Origin of the sequence: Bradyrhizobium sp. RDI18 (assembly GCF_043203335.1) — a bacterium.
Lineage (GTDB): Bacteria > Pseudomonadota > Alphaproteobacteria > Rhizobiales > Xanthobacteraceae > Bradyrhizobium > Bradyrhizobium retamae.
The window spans coordinates 1,903,059-1,918,586 of record NZ_JBICRN010000008.1; the positions used below are offsets into that span (position 1 = coordinate 1,903,059).

15 protein-coding genes and 1 pseudogene are annotated in these 15,528 nt (G+C 62.9%); 5 read left to right on the top strand and 11 right to left on the bottom strand.

Going from position 1 to position 15,528, the window contains the following annotated elements; translation table 11 throughout:
- Window positions 1-108 precede the first annotated feature (108 nt).
- Both ACFXS9_RS18300 and ACFXS9_RS18305 read right to left on the bottom strand, forming a co-directional pair.
- Window positions 109-459: a hypothetical protein gene (locus tag ACFXS9_RS18300; protein ID WP_392690863.1), complete on the bottom strand. Its 351-nt coding sequence runs from the start codon at window positions 457-459 to the stop codon at window positions 109-111.
- The gene (locus ACFXS9_RS18305; RefSeq protein WP_392690865.1) at window positions 456-1,772 is read right to left on the bottom strand and encodes a sulfite oxidase; all 1,317 of its coding nucleotides are present in this window, start codon (window positions 1,770-1,772) and stop codon (window positions 456-458) included. Before ACFXS9_RS18305 ends, ACFXS9_RS18300 begins: the two co-directional genes overlap by 4 nt.
- 375 nt (window positions 1,773-2,147) lie before the next feature.
- Between ACFXS9_RS18305 and ACFXS9_RS18310 the strand changes: the two genes are divergently transcribed.
- Both ACFXS9_RS18310 and ACFXS9_RS18315 read left to right on the top strand, forming a co-directional pair.
- The gene (locus ACFXS9_RS18310; protein ID WP_334363554.1) at window positions 2,148-2,465 is read left to right on the top strand and encodes a hypothetical protein; all 318 of its coding nucleotides are present in this window, start codon (window positions 2,148-2,150) and stop codon (window positions 2,463-2,465) included.
- A 230-nt stretch (window positions 2,466-2,695) separates the two neighbouring features.
- Window positions 2,696-2,887: a hypothetical protein gene (locus ACFXS9_RS18315; protein ID WP_392690867.1), complete on the top strand. Its 192-nt coding sequence runs from the start codon at window positions 2,696-2,698 to the stop codon at window positions 2,885-2,887.
- Window positions 2,888-2,950: 63 nt separating this feature from the next.
- Here ACFXS9_RS18315 and ACFXS9_RS18320 read toward each other — a convergent pair.
- The 4 genes and pseudogenes from ACFXS9_RS18320 to ACFXS9_RS18335 form a co-directional block, all read right to left on the bottom strand.
- A pseudogene (locus tag ACFXS9_RS18320) lies at window positions 2,951-3,204 on the bottom strand (DUF2000 family protein); the annotation flags it as partial.
- A gap of 81 nt (window positions 3,205-3,285) precedes the next feature.
- Entirely contained in the window at window positions 3,286-3,732 is a 447-nt protein-coding gene (locus ACFXS9_RS18325) for an ester cyclase (protein WP_392690869.1), read from the bottom strand.
- 599 nt (window positions 3,733-4,331) lie between these two features.
- The gene (locus ACFXS9_RS18330) at window positions 4,332-5,198 is read right to left on the bottom strand and encodes an SMP-30/gluconolactonase/LRE family protein (RefSeq protein ID WP_392690871.1); all 867 of its coding nucleotides are present in this window, start codon (window positions 5,196-5,198) and stop codon (window positions 4,332-4,334) included.
- Between the two features lie 221 nt (window positions 5,199-5,419).
- Entirely contained in the window at window positions 5,420-5,830 is a 411-nt protein-coding gene (locus tag ACFXS9_RS18335; RefSeq protein ID WP_392690873.1) for a DUF2000 family protein, read from the bottom strand.
- A gap of 185 nt (window positions 5,831-6,015) precedes the next feature.
- Here ACFXS9_RS18335 and ACFXS9_RS18340 point away from each other — a divergent pair, with 185 nt between their 5' ends.
- Together ACFXS9_RS18340 and ACFXS9_RS18345 are read left to right on the top strand one after the other, a co-directional pair.
- Complete coding sequence (locus tag ACFXS9_RS18340) at window positions 6,016-8,232, top strand: AAA family ATPase (protein WP_392690875.1); 2,217 nt, start codon at window positions 6,016-6,018, stop codon at window positions 8,230-8,232.
- A 5-nt stretch (window positions 8,233-8,237) separates the two neighbouring features.
- Window positions 8,238-9,350: a hypothetical protein gene (locus ACFXS9_RS18345; RefSeq protein ID WP_392690877.1), complete on the top strand. Its 1,113-nt coding sequence runs from the start codon at window positions 8,238-8,240 to the stop codon at window positions 9,348-9,350.
- A gap of 205 nt (window positions 9,351-9,555) precedes the next feature.
- Here ACFXS9_RS18345 and ACFXS9_RS18350 read toward each other — a convergent pair whose 3' ends face one another.
- Window positions 9,556-9,945, bottom strand: a complete 390-nt coding sequence (locus tag ACFXS9_RS18350; RefSeq protein WP_392699841.1) for a DUF4189 domain-containing protein — start codon at window positions 9,943-9,945, stop codon at window positions 9,556-9,558.
- Between the two features lie 275 nt (window positions 9,946-10,220).
- On the opposite strand from ACFXS9_RS18350, the gene ACFXS9_RS18355 reads away from it, so the two are divergent.
- Complete coding sequence (locus tag ACFXS9_RS18355; RefSeq protein WP_392690879.1) at window positions 10,221-11,261, top strand: IS110 family transposase; 1,041 nt, start codon at window positions 10,221-10,223, stop codon at window positions 11,259-11,261.
- 302 nt (window positions 11,262-11,563) lie between these two features.
- Here the strand turns inward: ACFXS9_RS18355 and ACFXS9_RS18360 are convergent, their stop codons facing one another.
- Genes ACFXS9_RS18360 through ACFXS9_RS18375 form a run of 4 tightly spaced genes read right to left on the bottom strand, consistent with a single transcriptional unit; the run spans window position 11,564 to window position 15,412 of the window.
- Window positions 11,564-13,168, bottom strand: a complete 1,605-nt coding sequence (locus ACFXS9_RS18360) for an NTP transferase domain-containing protein (protein WP_392690881.1) — start codon at window positions 13,166-13,168, stop codon at window positions 11,564-11,566.
- Window positions 13,165-13,869 (bottom strand): XdhC family protein, encoded by a 705-nt coding sequence (locus ACFXS9_RS18365; RefSeq protein ID WP_392690882.1) that lies wholly within the window; start codon window positions 13,867-13,869, stop codon window positions 13,165-13,167. Before ACFXS9_RS18365 ends, ACFXS9_RS18360 begins: the two co-directional genes overlap by 4 nt.
- Window positions 13,866-14,195: an XdhC family protein gene (locus tag ACFXS9_RS18370; protein ID WP_025589337.1), complete on the bottom strand. Its 330-nt coding sequence runs from the start codon at window positions 14,193-14,195 to the stop codon at window positions 13,866-13,868. The genes ACFXS9_RS18365 and ACFXS9_RS18370 overlap by 4 nt, the downstream gene beginning before the upstream one ends.
- Before the next feature lie 11 nt (window positions 14,196-14,206).
- Window positions 14,207-15,412 (bottom strand): VWA domain-containing protein, encoded by a 1,206-nt coding sequence (locus tag ACFXS9_RS18375; protein ID WP_392690884.1) that lies wholly within the window; start codon window positions 15,410-15,412, stop codon window positions 14,207-14,209.
- Window positions 15,413-15,528: the final 116 nt, after the last annotated feature.

The window sequence follows — 15,528 nt, forward strand, 5'->3', positions numbered from 1 at the left end:
AAATGCCCGGCGCAATCACATGGCTGTAACATCAAATATGCATGTCCGCCGACCCAAGCGAATCATCTGATCTGCGAGATCACTGGGCGGAGTGTGAGCAGCGAGCGCTCACTTCGCGAACGGGTTCACCCAGCCTCCCCGGCCCGCCGGCGCGCGCGGCGGATAGGCCGTCTCGAGATAGCTCAGGACCTTTTCACGATCCCCGTCGTCGAGTGGCGGCATGTTGTGGCGGTGGATCATCAGGTTGATCGAATCCTCCCACTGCGCGCGCGTCATGCCCTGCTGCGCCACCAGGCGGAAACCGTGACAGGCGGTGCAGGCGTAGAAGGTCTCGTCGCGGCCGGGACCTGCGGGAAACTCCTCCGGACTTTCCTCGCGTGGCGCAAAGCTTGTCTGCGCCACGACCGGCACGATCCAGAGCGCGCCGGCCATCGCGAACCACACCAAGCGCTGCATCATCCGACCAGCACGGCGATGCGGTGCATGGCATTGCCGCCATAGCCTTGCGGATTCCAGAAGCCGGCCTGATGCGGTTGCATCGCGCCTTTGGAATCGGTGGCGCGCGCCCAGATCTCGAAATAGCCGTCACTCGGCAGTTTCAAGGTCGCAGTCCAGCGCTGCCAGTCATATTTGTTCTTCGGCTTCTCGAGCGTGGCCCGCTGCCAGCTCGCGCCGAAATCGGTGGAGATGTCCACCTGTTTGACGGTGAGATCGCCGGCCCAGGACGCCCCGCGCAGCTTCAGCTCCTTGGTGCCAGCCGCGAACTTTGCTCCGTTGGCAGGATTGGTGATGATCGAACGCACCGGCATCGATTCCAGAATGCGGAAGTTTGCCGGATCGGCCTTGCCGCCGGGCACCATCGGCTTGATGGGGGTGCGATAGGAAAATTCGGTCATGCCGGGGCCGTCATGCTCGCGGTCGCGGATGGTGATGCGCGTCAGCCATTTCTGCGAGGCCGAGCCCGACCAGCCCGGCACGATCAGGCGCACCGGCCCGCCATGGATGTTCGGCAGCGGCTTGCCGTTCATGGCCCAGACGATCATCGTGTTGGGGTCCATCGCCTTCTCCAGCCGCACGCCGCGCGAGATGGTCGGCTTATTGGCGTCGCCCGACAGATGAAGATCGGCCGCATAATGTGCGGTGTATTTTGCGGATGGCTTCAGGCCCGCTTTCTTGAGCAGATCGGCGAGCGGCACGCCGGTCCATTCGGCGCAGCCCGCCCCGCCATTGGTCCACTGGTTGCCGCGCGCCGGCGGTGAGAACTGTGAGCGGCCGTTGCCGCCGCATTCCAGCACCATGCGCCGCGTCACGGCCTTGTATTTCGATTTCAACTCGCCGAGCGTGATCTCTATACTGTTGTTGACCTCGCCATCGATGGTGATCTTCCAGGCGTCCGGATCCTTCGCCGGCTCGGGGATCTGCCCGTTGTTGCGGATGTAGAATTTCTCGATCGGCGTGGTGTCGTCGTCGAGCAGGCTTTCGGGCGTCTCTGCGACCAGCGGCCGCTCGCCGAGCACGACCAGCCCCTCGCTCTTGCCAGGATATTTCAGGTGTTGCGGTCCCTTGGCCGGCGCGGGCGTGGCCGCCGACGGGGGCGCGGCCGGAGCGGCCTGCGCATGGGCTTGCGGGATTCCGCCGCCGTTGCGTGAGAGCGGCATGGCGCCTCCGATGACGGCGCCGATCGCAGCCAGTCCTGAACTGCCCAAAAATCTGCGCCGGCTGGTATTGAAATGGTTGCCATTGGGCGCATCGCGCCCGGACTCCCGCGCCATGATATCCTCCCTCGCTGCCCTATGCCGGGCTTTTTGGCCGCAGTTCCCTTCGGAAACCCGGCTGGCGGGAGTATTCGCGTTTTGCGGCCTTGCCGCAAGACGGCCCTGGAGGAGCCGTCGCGCGCGATTCTGCGCTTCGAGCGTCCGGCATTGGCGTCAATTTGTCGCTCGACACGGCCCACAAACCTTGCGAGATTCGCAAGACGCGACCGCCGCACAAGAAAGGCGGGACATGCTTGTCGTCAGACCTGCATTGCTCGCAACTTCTGTACTGGCAGCAATCATCATCACCGGTCGCTGAGGGGCAGTATCGTCGTCTATCGAGGCATCGCCCGATAGCCGCCAAGTCAAAGTTGGAAACAGCGGAGACCTGCCATGACTAGTATCGAAGAAGCCCCGAGCAAGCTCGTTCTGAAAGCGGGCTCGACCACGGTTACGTTCGACAAGGATGCCGGCAAGGCGATACTGCAGAAAAAAATGCTGCTGTGGAACAAGAAGCCTGTCGAGTTCCCGCTCTCCGAAATCGACGACATCGCGGTGAAGTCCGAAGTGGACGGTCTTTCAGGCGCACCAATCCACCACAGCGTCATGCACAGGCGCAATGGCGAGATCACCGTCCTGACAACCGAGGAAGCCAAGGACGCCGCCGAGACGGTCAAGAAGCTGCGTGGATTTGTCGGACTGCAGAGTTAAGGACCAGGACGGTTACCGCTCGGTGTCCGCTCTTGTGCGGACACAACGGCGCGATGCCTGACGGCATCATTTCTGTCATTGGGACAAGCTGACATTGTCACCGCTCCCGATTGGTGTCCGCTGGCGAAGGAACGCGCAGTCGGAACGATGTCCGTTCGTCGGGGCTTGTAGCGGCGTGACCGAGATGCCCGCCTCCTAGGCTCGCACGGTCACATCCAGGGAGCACCAACATGACCCCACACATCCCCGAGGAACCTTCTACCAGGTTGATCGACCGGAATCCCTTCGTGATCGTGGGCAACACGACGCCACCTCGAGATCCTGATGAAGACGGAGAGGACGAAGAGGACGAGGACGAAGAAGAGGACGAAGAAGAGGGTGCAGACGAAGCGCCGGTCATACGCGAGCCGGACGAAGACTAAGCGAGATGCCTGCGCGTCAAAACGAACGCCCGCCGACCGCTCTGAACTTATCGGTCGACTGCTCTAGATATGAAACTTCAGCCGATCGACGATCTTGTCGACCACCTTGCGCTCGGCGCGCATCGCGAGGCCGACGAGGTTGAGCTCGGCGCGGATCACGCCCTTAACCACCCGCGGTTGGCGGTGTCGTGCGTTGTCCTGAACATATCCTCGGTATAGACCGCGGGCGTGACGTTTCTCGCGAGCGCCCGTTCGAGCGCGCGGGAGAGCACCGGTCGGTCGGCGCCGTAGATCAGGATCGGCTGGCCGATCAGCGACAGTCGCATTGTCAGAGAGCGAACCCGCCGGAATGAACCGGCGGGTTTCTGCTGTGTTCGGAGTCACTCTATATCTTATGTCTATGCTGCACTCTTTGAAGGCGTTGCAGCTCCTGTCACGCCGATCTGGCTCAGCAACGTGAGCATATCGAAATAGTGCGACGCGCTCCTGACCTTTCCACCTTCGACCCGGAAGACCTCGCAAGCCGGCACTTCGATCGGCTTGTTCGATGCCGGAATTGCCCCGGTCGGCGTTTGCAGCGGCCCGGTGTGAACGCCCTTCCACACAAGTTCCAAGATGGCGGTATCGTTGCTGACAAACTCGCGTATGAATGTACCTTTGGAGTCCGGGAAGGCCTGGGCCCAGCCTTGAAGGGCTTCGATGATCTGACCCGAGCCCTCCTGGCGACGGCTCGTTGCCTTTTCGTCATACACGGCGTCGGCCGCCAACAAGTCGCTCATCTCGTTCCAGTTCTTGTTGTTGTATGCGGTAACTGTGGCCTTTGCGATTTCAATGATGTTCGCCATGGCTGAACCTCCAACTAGCGCCAAAGACACGCGGCACCAAAAGCAAAATATGTTTGCTCTTGACGCGGCGGTCGGGCACAGAGCACCGCTCCCAGCCGCTCACTTTGTCTATGCGCGGCGAAAAAGGTTCAAGCCGTCGCATTCGATGCGCCCAAGAAGAGACGGTAGTCGGTACATCATCGTCGGGCTCGCACGACACGCTGGTAACAGCGTACTTAAAATGTGCGTCTCTGCCAGGTGCAATTCGCCACTGGCTCCGATGTGCGCGCCGTTGGTATCGAGCTCAGCAGCGCGCATGGGTGAGAGGCACCCGATTGCAAACGCATCATTCGGAACGCCGTCATAAGGCCACCGGAGCAACGTCAGCTTCCTCGCCCGGAATAGTGCACTATTTCGCGCCGACAAGGACGGCTTGGGGCATCAACGACGTGAAAAAGGACGACACGCGGCAGAAGGTGCGCGCCGCACGTTGCTGGCCTGACGATTGGCGACGGCAGCTAACCACCTCGCGGTTGGCATCACGCGTGGTCTTGACGATCGTGGGCCGAGGCGAACTTCATCAGAGGCCGCGCCCGGCTCAGCCCAGACACATCCCGTTCTCAGCGTGTATCGACCTTGTAAGCGACCACAGTGCCATCCATCATCATCGGGATGATGACGATGCCATCCGGCCCCATCCCGATATCGGCGCTCCCCTTCGCGAGCGGAAGGAGGCGCGTCGCTGTGCCATTGCTCGCGATGCGGAACAGCCCGCCGGTCATCCAATCGGTGACGAGATAGCCGCCCTTGCCGTCGGGTTCGACGCCGTCGAGATTGCCGACTGGTGCCGAGCTTCCTAGATCGGACACTTTCTTCGTCGCGAGATCGACCGTCTTCATGTGGCCGGGCACCTTCGTCGAGAAGTCGGGAGCCATTTTGCCCCACGACGCGACCACAAGTCGGCCCTCCTCAACGAGAAGCCCGTTCGGATTTTCGAGCGCGTCATCCTGTATCAGAAGAGACAGCTTGCCGCCGTCGAGCACCCAAATGCTGTTTGACACCATATCGGAAGCGTAAATCCGTCCACTCCTGTCAGCCGCGAGGTCGTTCAAGAACTTGGATCCGGGTGCCTCGAACCGGTTCAGGACTTCGCCCTTGGCGAGGTCGATTTCCGCAATCCGGTCCACATCTGCGACGTACAGCTTGCCATTGGCAAGGGCGAGCCCGCCCGGACTGTCGAGTCCCTTGACCCACTCGATTGTTACGACCTTTCCATCCGGCCCGAGCTTTGAAACGAAGCCGTTGCCATCCTTTTTCATCGGATCGCCGTTGACGTTCGACACATAGACGGCCCCCGCAGCTCGGTCGAATACCGCCGATTCGGGGTTCTTGAAGCCACTCGCCTCCCACAGCTTCTGAGGTTCCGCGGCGCCGGCGCTGAAGGTAAGAACAGCTAACATTAGTGCGGAGAGCTGAGGTGTCCTCATGGTAGCCTCCTCGTGCTGCCCCGACGAACGAACAAGCCTGTTACGGCAGATGTTCCTCAGCTCTTCTTTGAAATTGCGCCGCCGGGTTAGTCGGGCAGATGCAGTCTGACTTGGTAGGTCAATCGCAGTGGCTGTCCTGGGGTCACTCGTTATTCTATTACCTCTTCAACGAGGCCAGCCTGGCGCAACGCCGGGCCAATAGCTCAGGCTTTCGAAAACGCCTAGCTGTGAAACTTCAGTCCGTCGACGATCTTGTCGATCACCTTGCGCTCGGCGCGCATCGCGAGGCCGACCAGATCGAGTTCGGCGCGGATCACCGTTCTCACCACCTCGCGGTTGGCAGCGTCATGCGTGGTCCTGAACATGTCCTCGGTGTAGATGGCGGGCGTCACGTTGCGGGCGAGCGCGCGTTCGAGCGCACGGGAGATCGCCGGCCGGTCAGCGCCGTAGATCAGGATCGGCTGCCCGATCAGCGACAGATATCTGGTGCCTGAGCCGTCGCCATAGGGCTCGCCGATACATTCGGGAAACGCCGCGGCGATGCCGCCGGCCAGGAAGGACGCGACGTTGAGCTTCTGCCACGCTTCGAGATCGGTCCGGATCACGACCGCGATCTTGGTGTCGAATTGCATGGTTGATGCGCCGGTGACGGAATTGGGGACTGTTCGCGCCAAGCGTAGCTTGAATATTTCCGCAGCGGAAGTCGCACCTCCCCCGGGCCAGACGCCGGCGCGTAAGCGCACCGGATTTTGACGATGCTCGCCGCCAGACGCGTATTGGTTTAAACTGCTGTGACGTTCCGAGCGGGAGGGCGAGCATGGAGTGCCCGAGCTGCGGAAGCGCCAATCAGGATGGCAGCCGTTTCTGCGGGAACTGTGGATCGCCGCTGCAACGGCGCTGTGGCGCCTGCGGCCGCGAGAATTCGAGCGGCAATAGTTACTGCAGCAACTGTGGCGCGCCTTTGACCGGTCCTGCCTTTCAGGGAAGATCATCAGCAGGCGGCACGCCTGCCAAGCCGACGTCTCAAGGTGCCGAGCGTCGGCAGCTCTCGGTCATGTTCTGCGATCTTGTTGGCTCAACCGCGCTCGCCTCACGGCTCGATCCGGAAGATCTGCGCGAGGTGATCGGCGACTATCACAAGGACGTTGAAGCGGTTGTGGACCGTTTCGATGGCTTCGTCGCCAAGTACATGGGCGACGGTGTCTTGGCCTACTTCGGCTACCCGCAAGCACATGAGGACGACGCGGAGCGAGCGATTCGCGCGGGTCTGGAAATTGTGACGACCGCGCGGCCGGTACCGGCTGCGCCGGGCGGGAGACTTTTGGTGCGGGTGGGCATCGCCACAGGCCTTGTCGTTGTGGGCGATCTTGTCGGTGCGGGCGAGGCCCAGGAGCGCGGCGTCGTGGGTGAGACGCCTAACCTCGCGGCCCGTCTGCAAACCTTGGCGGAACCAGGCAGCGTCGTAATCGCCCCAAGCACGCGCAAGCTCACAGGCGAGATATTTGAGTACGAGGCACTCGGCGAGGTGGAGCTAAAAGGCTTCGCTGCGCCAGTGGCCGCGTGGCGCGTGCGAGGCGAAGGCGCAGTCCCAAGCAGATTCGAGGCTTTGCATTCGGCCGCCGCCCTCACCCCGCTTGTCGGACGCGAGGAGGAAATTCAGCGGCTGCTCCGGCACTGGACACAGGCGAAGGAAGGTGAAGGGCGGGTCGTGTTGCTGACGGGCGAGCCAGGTATTGGAAAGTCACGCCTGAGCGCTGCGCTCGAAGAGCGCCTGCTCGATGAGCCGCACATCCGATTGCGCTACTTCTGCTCGCCATACCACCAAGACAGTGCTCTCCACCCGACAATTGCGCAGCTCGAACGAGCCGCCAGGTTTGAGCGGGAAGACACGCCCGAGGCCAAGCTCCACAAGCTGGAGGCTCTGCTCTCACAGACTTCGTCGCCAATCGCGGATGTGATGCTGCTTGCCGAATTGCTGAACATTCCCAGCGAAGATCTTTACGCCCCATGCCAACTCAATCCGCAGCGAAAGAAGGAGGAGACGTTCGAAGCGCTGCTTCGGCAACTCGTAGCCTTGGCTCAACACCAGCCGGTCTTGATAGTCTACGAGGATATACATTGGATCGATCCTAGCTCTCGCGAGCTGTTGGACCGTGTAATAGATCTCGTGGCAAGCCTGCCGGTGCTACAGTTGATTACCTTCCGACCTGAATTTCCGCCGCCATGGTGCGGACGATCGCACGTGACGACGTTCGCACTCACCCGGCTGGATCGGCGCCAGGGCGCGATCTTGGTACAGCGGGTCGCTGGCAATCAGGCGCTGTCCACCGATACGGTGGAACAGATCGTCACGCGCACGGACGGCGTGCCGCTCTTTGTCGAAGAGTTGACAAAAGCCGCTTTGGAGGCCCGGGCGGTCGGAGGCAGCGCAGAAGGCGCGCTCACAGGGGCATCCACATCAGCGCTAACTCTGCCCGCGACACTGCACGCGTCGCTCCTGGCGCGGCTCGATCGGCTCGGGCCGACTGCCAAACAGGTAGCGCAGACCGGAGCTTCCATCGGGCGTGAGTTTTCGTACGATCTGCTCGGCGCCGTCGCCACCCGAAAAGAACGGGAGCTGCAGAATGAACTGGCTCGGCTCGTCGCTTCTGAACTTGTATTCCAACGCGGAGCGCCGCCGCAGTCCGTTTACACCTTCAAGCACGCTCTGGTGCAGGATGCCGCCTACAGCACACTTTTGCGCGGCGATCGGCAGCAATTGCATGCGCGAATAGCCGACGTTTTGGAGCGGCGCTTTCCCGAGAGGGTCGCGCGTGAGCCTGAACTCCTGGCGCATCATTTGACAGAAGCTCGAAAGATCGATCGCGCCATCGGCTATTGGCTAAAAGCGGGCGAACGAGCCGCCGAACGCTCGGCCAATCTCGAAGCCGTCCGGCATCTGACCCGGGGATTGGAAGCATTGAAGACGCTTCCGGAAAGCCCCGAACGGGATCGGCGGGAACTCGAACTTCAGATCGCGATCGGCACCCCCTGATCGCCGTGTACGGCTATTCCGCAGCTCAAACGGGCGCCGCCTACAGCCGGGCGCGCGTTCTCTGCGAGCACCTCGGCGAGGCGGAGCCTCTCGTCGCGACGCTGAGTGGCGAGTTCGTCTATTACTTCGTGCGCGGCGACTATCGCACGATGCGGCGACTGACCGATGAGGCTCGGCAGGTATCCGAACGCCTGCCGAATCCGGTGGTTCGCCTTGCCAGCCACCGCTTGGCCGGGATCACAGCCATGCACTCCGGTGCGTTTCTCGAGGCACGGTCCGAGTTCGAGGCGATCCTGCAGCTATACGATGCGCGCCGGCACCGATCACAGCCGGTGCACTACGTTCATGACCCAAAGGTCTCGGCTCTCACCTATCTTGCGCTGGTGCTCTGGATCCTGGGCTTACCCGATGAGGCGCGTCGTTCGAGTAACGAGGCGTTCCGCTGCGCGGCTGAGTTGGATCAGGCGAACCTCACGGCGCATGTTCACAACTTCGCAGGCGCCGGCCTGGACGAATTGCTCGGCGATGTCCCGGGCGTCCGAGCTCATGCAGAAGCGATCGTTGAGCTGGCCGATCGGCACAACCTGGGTTACTGGCGCGTGAATGGTCTGATTCTTCGTGGCTGGGCGATGGTACACGAGGGCGCCGCAGAGGCCGGCATCGCGCTCATGCGCCAGAATGCGGCCGATCGCGCAGCGCTCGGCGTCGGTTGGTATCAAGCCCGGTATCTCTGCATGCTCGCTGCGGCCTATGCCCGAGTTGGGCAGGCCGAACTGGGGCTGCGCGTGATCGCCGAGGCGAAGTCCCTCGTCGCGGCGAACGACGAACACATGTGGGAGGGTGAGCTCGACCGCATCGAGGGGGAGCTCAAGCGGGTGCAAGGTGCATCGGCCACTGAGATCGAAACCTGTTTTGCGCGAGCCATAGCGATAACCCGCGCACAAGGCGCTAGGTCGCTCGAACTCCGCGCCACTCGCGACCTGGCGCGCCTCTGGCACGATCAGGGGCGACACGGTGATGCCTGCGCGCTACTCACGCCCGCTTTCGGCTGGTTCACTGAGGGCTTCGAAACCGCCGATCTAAGAGCCACAAAGGCGTTGCTTGACGAACTGACCTGAGGAGTATGGCTGGTTTTTCGCCGTGCTTGCCAGGCGCAACTGCGGGCCGCTTCCTCATCGCAACTACGATCTTGGTGTCGAATTGCATGATGTCTCCCGATGTCATTACGCGATGAAGGACCAGACCCGGAATTTCGAGATTCTCAAAGGGCAATGTGCACCATAGTTCGCGCTAGCGCGCTCCGGAATGACGATAGCAAAATAGTCACCCCTTGGCGTCGCAGGCCCAGGCGCGGATAACGCATTCCTTGCCGCCGAATTCGTAGCACTTCTTTGTCGCGGCGTTGAGCGAGCTTGAAATCTTGGGTTTCACGGCATAGCCGTGGGGACCGCAGGGATTGGTCATGTCGACGGCGAACGCAGCGCAGGCGCGTTTCATGGTGATCGCGGTGCAGGTGCCCTCGCACTGCTTCAGCGCCGCGGTGCGCGCGTCGGCCTCGGCGGCATAATCATAGGCCTTGCCGTAAGCGCCGCACTTGCCGATCGCGACCGCGCCGGCCGCCCATGCCTTGGTGATGTAACTCGAGACGGCCAGTATCAGTGTCAATGCAACGACAAACAGCGCGCGGCGCTGTGCCGCGACAGTCGAAACGATCAAGATCCCCTCCCCCGAGGTAACGAGTAGAATCTAAACCGGGGGAGTTTCCACTTGGTGAATGAGGGATTGAAGGAGTGAAAGAGTGAAGCGCCAATCTTTCCAAGCCGTCGTCCCGGCGAACGCCGGACCCATACGCCGCGGCCCTGGTTTGAGGCACGCGGGCGAAGACCTTCTAAAACACATGCCGCCTGTGGTTGATGGTGTGGACGGCCCCCTACGGCATCAGTGTGCCAGAATGAGGTTGTTGCAAATCTCAGACAAGGGAGCCGTCCGTGAAGCAGATTAGTCGCATTGGAATGGATACGTCGAAGTATATTTTTGTGCTGCATGGAGTTGATGCGGCGGAGCAGGTGGTGTTGCGCAAGAAACTTTCGCGCAAGCAGGTGCTGGAGTTCTTTGCCAAATTGCCGCCGACCGTGATCGGGATGGAGGCCTGCGGGGCTTCGCAATATTGGGCGCGGGAGCTTCGCAAGCTTGGCCATGAGGTGAAGCTGATGGCTCCGCAATTGGTGAAGCCCTATGTGACGCGGAACAAGAATGACTGGCGGGATGCGGAAGGCCTGTGTGAGGCGATGAGCCGGCCGAGCATGCGGTTTGTGCCGGTAAAGAGCGCCGAGCAGCAGGCTGCATTGATGCTGACAGGAATCCGCGATGGATTGATCGCCCGGCGCACCCAGTTGACCAACACGATCCGCGGCCATGCGGCGGAGTATGGCCTGATTGCACCCAAGGGGTTGGACAAGATCGAGCCGTTGTTGGCGCAGATTGCCCAGGACGAGACGCTTCCCGCGATGGCGCGCGAGCTGTTTACGGTGCTGGGCCGCGAATGCACCAGGCTCGAGGGCGAGCTGGAGGCGATCGAGGCCAAGCTGATGGCTTGGCACCGTGGCGATGCCATGGGCCGCCGGCTGGCAAAGATCCCTTCGGTCGGCCCGATCGTGGCGACGGCGCTGGTGATGAAGACACCAGATCCGCGCGCGTTCCGCTCCGGTCGTCACTTTGCGGCCTGGCTCGGCCTCACGCCCAAGGACCATTCCACCGCCGGCAAGACCAGGCTCGGCAAGATCACCCGGGCCGGCGATGAGGACCTTCGTCGCCTGCTGGTGATCGGGGCGACCGCGGTGATCCAGCAGGCCAGGCGTGGCCGCGGCCATCACTCGCGCTGGCTGCTGGCATTGATCCAGCGCAAGCCGCCGAAGCTTGCGGCCGTAGCGCTCGCCAACAAGGTGGCCCGTATCGCCTGGAAGCTGATGGTCACGGGGGAGGCGTACGACGCGACGCGGATCAATGCCACGGCGGCAGTCGCCGCTTAAACAGGTCAAACAGGTTGGCCGGCCGGCGGCTCGTCCGCCGACCGCCCCGGAAGCTGCAAGAGCAGATGGAGCGATCGATCGAGCAACGATGCGAGACAATCCGTGGGACCCATTGGCCGCCAACAGGCCGCTAGGTTGTTTGGAACTCGCATCGCGCAACCCATCTTGGCCAGCGGTCAACACAACCGCATTCACAGGCCGGACATATGGATGCAAGCGATCCGATCTCACTCAAAAAGCTCTTGTGCCACGGGGGCCGTCCACATATGGGTCCCTGCGTTCGCAGGGACGACAGCTATAGTTTAGCCCCGCCTTGCCGCCTCCAGCGCTTGCGGCGTGTCGATGTCGAGGAACGCGCTGTTTCCCTCGACCGGCACTTCGGCCACGGCCTCAGTGTGCTTGGCGATCAGGTGACGGGCGCCGACGTCGCCTTCCAGCGTCATCAACTCCTTGAAGAAGCGACGCGACCACAGCACGGGATTGCCCCTCCGGCCGTCGCTGACGGGGACCGCGATCAGGTGGCCGCGGTCCGGCGCGAAGGTTTCGATCAACCGGTCGATCAACCGCGCATCAATCAGCGGCATGTCGCCGAGGCAGACAATGGCGCCGTCGGCGCTGTCGGGCACCGCCGCAATGCCGGCCTTCACCGATGAGGCCAGCCCGCCGGCGAAATCCGGGTTGCGGACGAACTTTACATTGAGGCCTGCCAAGGCCTGCTCGACCAATTCGGCCTGGTGGCCGGTAACGACGATCACATCCGTTGCCTTCGAGGCCAGCGCCTGTTCGGCCACGATGCGCACCAGCTTCCTGCCGTCGATTTCGGCCAGCAGCTTGTTGGGGCCGCCCATGCGGGTCGAGCGGCCGGCGGCAAGCACGATCGCGGTCACATTGCGGTTGGCTTCGGTATCGGCAACCGTGCGCGGCTGCGGCCTTGTCACGATTTCCATCAGCAGGCCGCCGACGCCGAGGCCGGTGATTTCAGCGCGCGTGACCTTCAGCCCAGCGAGAAGCCGCATCAGCACCCAGTCAAAGCCGTTTTCGACCGGCGAGCGTGCGCAGCCCGGCGCGCCCAGCACCGGCACGCCGCCGGCGCTGCCGATCAGGAGCAGATTGCCGGGATCGACCGGCATGCCGAAATGCTCGATGGCGCCGCCGATTTCGCTGATCGCGGCCGGAATCACGTCGCGGCGGTCGGCGATCGCGGAGGCGCCGAACACGATGACGAGCTCGGCGCCGAGGCCGAGCACTTCCTTGATCGAGGACGCCAGCGCCGCCTCGTCGTGCGGCACGCGCCGTTCGGCAATGATGCTGGCACCGGCAGGCGCCAGCCGCTCCGCCGTCACCCGCAGGGTCTTGTCGATGACTTTTGGCGAGAGCCCTGGCAGCAGCGTTGAGAGCACGCCGACCCGCTTGATGACGTAGGGTGCAATCCGAAGCACGTCGCGGCCTGCGGCGGCGACGGCCGCGTCGCGCAACTTCGCTTCAACGCCGAACGGAATCAGTTTTACCGTTGCGATCATCTCGCCTTCGACCACCGGCTTGAAGGCCGCGAGCGTCGCAAAGGTGATGGCTTCGTCGACACCGTTGATGCGGTCGACCGCGGCGCGGTCGATCACCAAGACGCCGGCCTGTGCTGCGAACAGATTGGCGCGGCCGGTAAAGGCGCGCTCGACATTGACGCCCTCGCCCGCGACGGCCTGCGCGATGCTGGCGGCGGCTTCGTCTTCGGAGACGTCGCCCTCCTCCAGCCGCACCACGACGATTTCCTTGACACCTGCCTTGTCGAGCGCCTCGACTTCGGCAGGCCCGATCGTGGTGCCTTTCTTCAGCACCAGCGGCCCCTGTCGCAGCGTGTGCACGGTGACGCCGCCAATCGCATCGGCCGGACTGGCGGGACCGAACTTCATGCCGCCTGCACCTTCGCGGTTTCTTTCGGCAACCGCAGCTCGGCCGTGACCTCGGCCATGATCGCGACCGCGATCTCCGAGGGCGATACCGCGCCGATCGAAAGGCCGATCGGCGCATGGATGCGCGCAATGTCGGCATCCGCAGCGCCCTGCGCCTTCAGCCGCTCGGCGCGCTTGGCGTGGGTCTTTCGCGAGCCGAGCGCGCCGATATAGAAGCAGTCGCGTTCAAACGCGTGCAGCAGCGCCGGGTCGTCGATCTTCGGATCATGCGTCAGCGCGACAAATGCCGTGTAGTGATCGATGTTGAGCGGCGGCAGCGCCACATCGGGCCATTCCGCAATCAGCGGCACATCGGGAAAGCGCTCGGGGCTTGCAAACGCGGTGCGCGGATCCACCACCGTCACGTCGTAGTCAAGCGAACGCGCCAGCGGCGCCAGCGCCTGGCTGATATGGACTGCGCCGACAATGACGAGTCGTGCGGTCGGCGCATAAACGTTGAGAAACAGCTTCTTGCCGCCGGACTCGATCATGCCGCTCTTGCCCATGCGGAGCTGCTTGGCTAGTTCGCCCCCTAGCGGATCGGTGGCGATGTCCTTGGCCTTCACCAGCCGCTGATCGCCATTGTCCACATCGGTAACCACGATGACCGGCCGGCGCGCGGCGCGCTCGGCATTGACCTGTGTGAGGGTTTCCAGCTTCACGACTGCCCCACCTTCTCGACGAAGACGCGGATGGTGCCGCCGCAGGACAGTCCGACATTCCAGGCGGTCTCGTCGGCGACGCCGAATTCCAGCATTTTTGGCTTGCCACTGGCGATCACGTCGAGCGCCTCGGTAACAACCGCGCCTTCGACGCAGCCGCCGGAAACCGAGCCCAGAAACGTGCCGTCATCGTTGATGACGAGGCTGGAGCCGGCCGGTCTCGGCGCCGAGCCCCAGGTCTCGACCACAGTCGCCAGCGCCACGCCGTGACCGGCCTTCTGCCAGTTTTCGGCGGCCTGCAGAATGTCTTCGTCGCGATTGAGCATGGGATGCCCTTTCAAGCTGCTGAGCGGATGCGGCTCATGTGGTGCGGCGGAGGCGGCGCCGAAAGCGCCTCGATCAGCCCTTCCATCGAGGTCAAGTTATGCACCGGGCGGAATTCGTCAACGTGCGGCAGCATCATTTTGATACCCTGCGCCTTGGCCTCGAATCCGCTGTAGCGCAACAGCGGGTTGAGCCAGATCAGGCGGCGGCAGGACCGGTGCAGCCGGTCCATCTCGAAGGCGAGCTTGGCATCCGCCTCGCGCTCCAGCCCGTCGGAGATCAAGAGCACGATGGCGCCCTGCCCGAGCACGCGGCGACCCCACAATTTGTTGAAGGAGTGCAGCGAGGTAGCGATGCGGGTGCCCCCGGCCCAGTCTTCCACCGAAGACGAACAGCTCGCCAAGGCTTCGTCGGGATCGCGCGCCCGCAGCGCTCGCGTGACGTTGGTGAGCCGCGTGCCGAACAGGAACACCGAGACACGCTTGCGCGCGTCGGTGATGGCATGGAGGAAATGCAGAAACAGCCGGGTATATTCGCTCATGGAGCCGGATATATCGAGCAGCGCCACGATCGGCGCCGGCTTTTCGATCCGGCCGAGCTTTCGGATATCGATGATCTCGCCGCCGGTGCGGAGACTGCTGCGCAAGGTTCGACGCATGTCGAGTCGCAGGCCTTTGGCATCGGGCTGATAGCGGCGGGTGCGCAGCTCGGCCTGCGGCAGCTTCATATTGGCAATGGCGCGGGTCACTTCCGCGATCTCGGCCGCGCTCATCTGGGCAAAGTCCTTCTTCTGCAGGATCTCCTTGTCGGAGACCGACAGCCGCAGTTCCTGCTCCTGGACTTGCGGTACCTCATCGCGCGCCGAGGGCTGCGCCAACGCCTCCTGCACGCGGCGCGAGGCCGGCGGCGGCTTCTTTTTGGCGTGATCGGGCAACGGCACCGAATCCAGCATGTGCTTCCACTCCTCGGCGGCGCGGAAGAACAGATCGAAGGCTTGGGCAAAGATCAGCATATGCTCGTGGCGCTTGACGAAGATCGCTTCCAGCGTGGCGTACACATCGGCACGGTTGCCGATCTCGATCGCCTGCAGCGCGTCGAGGGCGTCGATCACGGCACCAGGCCCCACGGGAATGCCGGCAGCGCGCAGCGCGCGGCCAAAGCCGACGACATTGTCGGCCATGTGGCCGGTCGGGGGATTGAGGTGGTCAATGGTGGTCATGGTCAACCCGGTTTCCACCTCTCGTCATTCCGGGGCGCGCAGAGCGCGAACCCGGAATCTCGAGATTCTCAGGTGCGCAATTGCGCACCATAGTTCGATGCTGACGCATCGCCCCG

Bases quoted from the DNA above. Each gene is read 5' to 3' on its own strand.
- ACFXS9_RS18360 (WP_392690881.1), bottom strand. From the start codon at position 13,168: ATGAAGTTCGGTCCCGCCAGTCCGGCCGATGCGATTGGCGGCGTCACC.
- ACFXS9_RS18325 (WP_392690869.1), bottom strand. From the start codon at position 3,732: ATGGCGAACATCATTGAAATCGCAAAGGCCACAGTTACCGCATACAAC.
- ACFXS9_RS18375 (WP_392690884.1), bottom strand. From the start codon at position 15,412: ATGACCACCATTGACCACCTCAATCCCCCGACCGGCCACATGGCCGAC.
- ACFXS9_RS18330 (WP_392690871.1), bottom strand. From the start codon at position 5,198: ATGAGGACACCTCAGCTCTCCGCACTAATGTTAGCTGTTCTTACCTTC.
- ACFXS9_RS18310 (WP_334363554.1), top strand. From the start codon at position 2,148: ATGACTAGTATCGAAGAAGCCCCGAGCAAGCTCGTTCTGAAAGCGGGC.
- ACFXS9_RS18315 (WP_392690867.1), top strand. From the start codon at position 2,696: ATGACCCCACACATCCCCGAGGAACCTTCTACCAGGTTGATCGACCGG.
- ACFXS9_RS18335 (WP_392690873.1), bottom strand. From the start codon at position 5,830: ATGCAATTCGACACCAAGATCGCGGTCGTGATCCGGACCGATCTCGAA.
- ACFXS9_RS18340 (WP_392690875.1), top strand. From the start codon at position 6,016: ATGGAGTGCCCGAGCTGCGGAAGCGCCAATCAGGATGGCAGCCGTTTC.
- ACFXS9_RS18370 (WP_025589337.1), bottom strand. From the start codon at position 14,195: ATGCTCAATCGCGACGAAGACATTCTGCAGGCCGCCGAAAACTGGCAG.
- ACFXS9_RS18300 (WP_392690863.1), bottom strand. From the start codon at position 459: ATGATGCAGCGCTTGGTGTGGTTCGCGATGGCCGGCGCGCTCTGGATC.
- ACFXS9_RS18305 (WP_392690865.1), bottom strand. From the start codon at position 1,772: ATGGCGCGGGAGTCCGGGCGCGATGCGCCCAATGGCAACCATTTCAAT.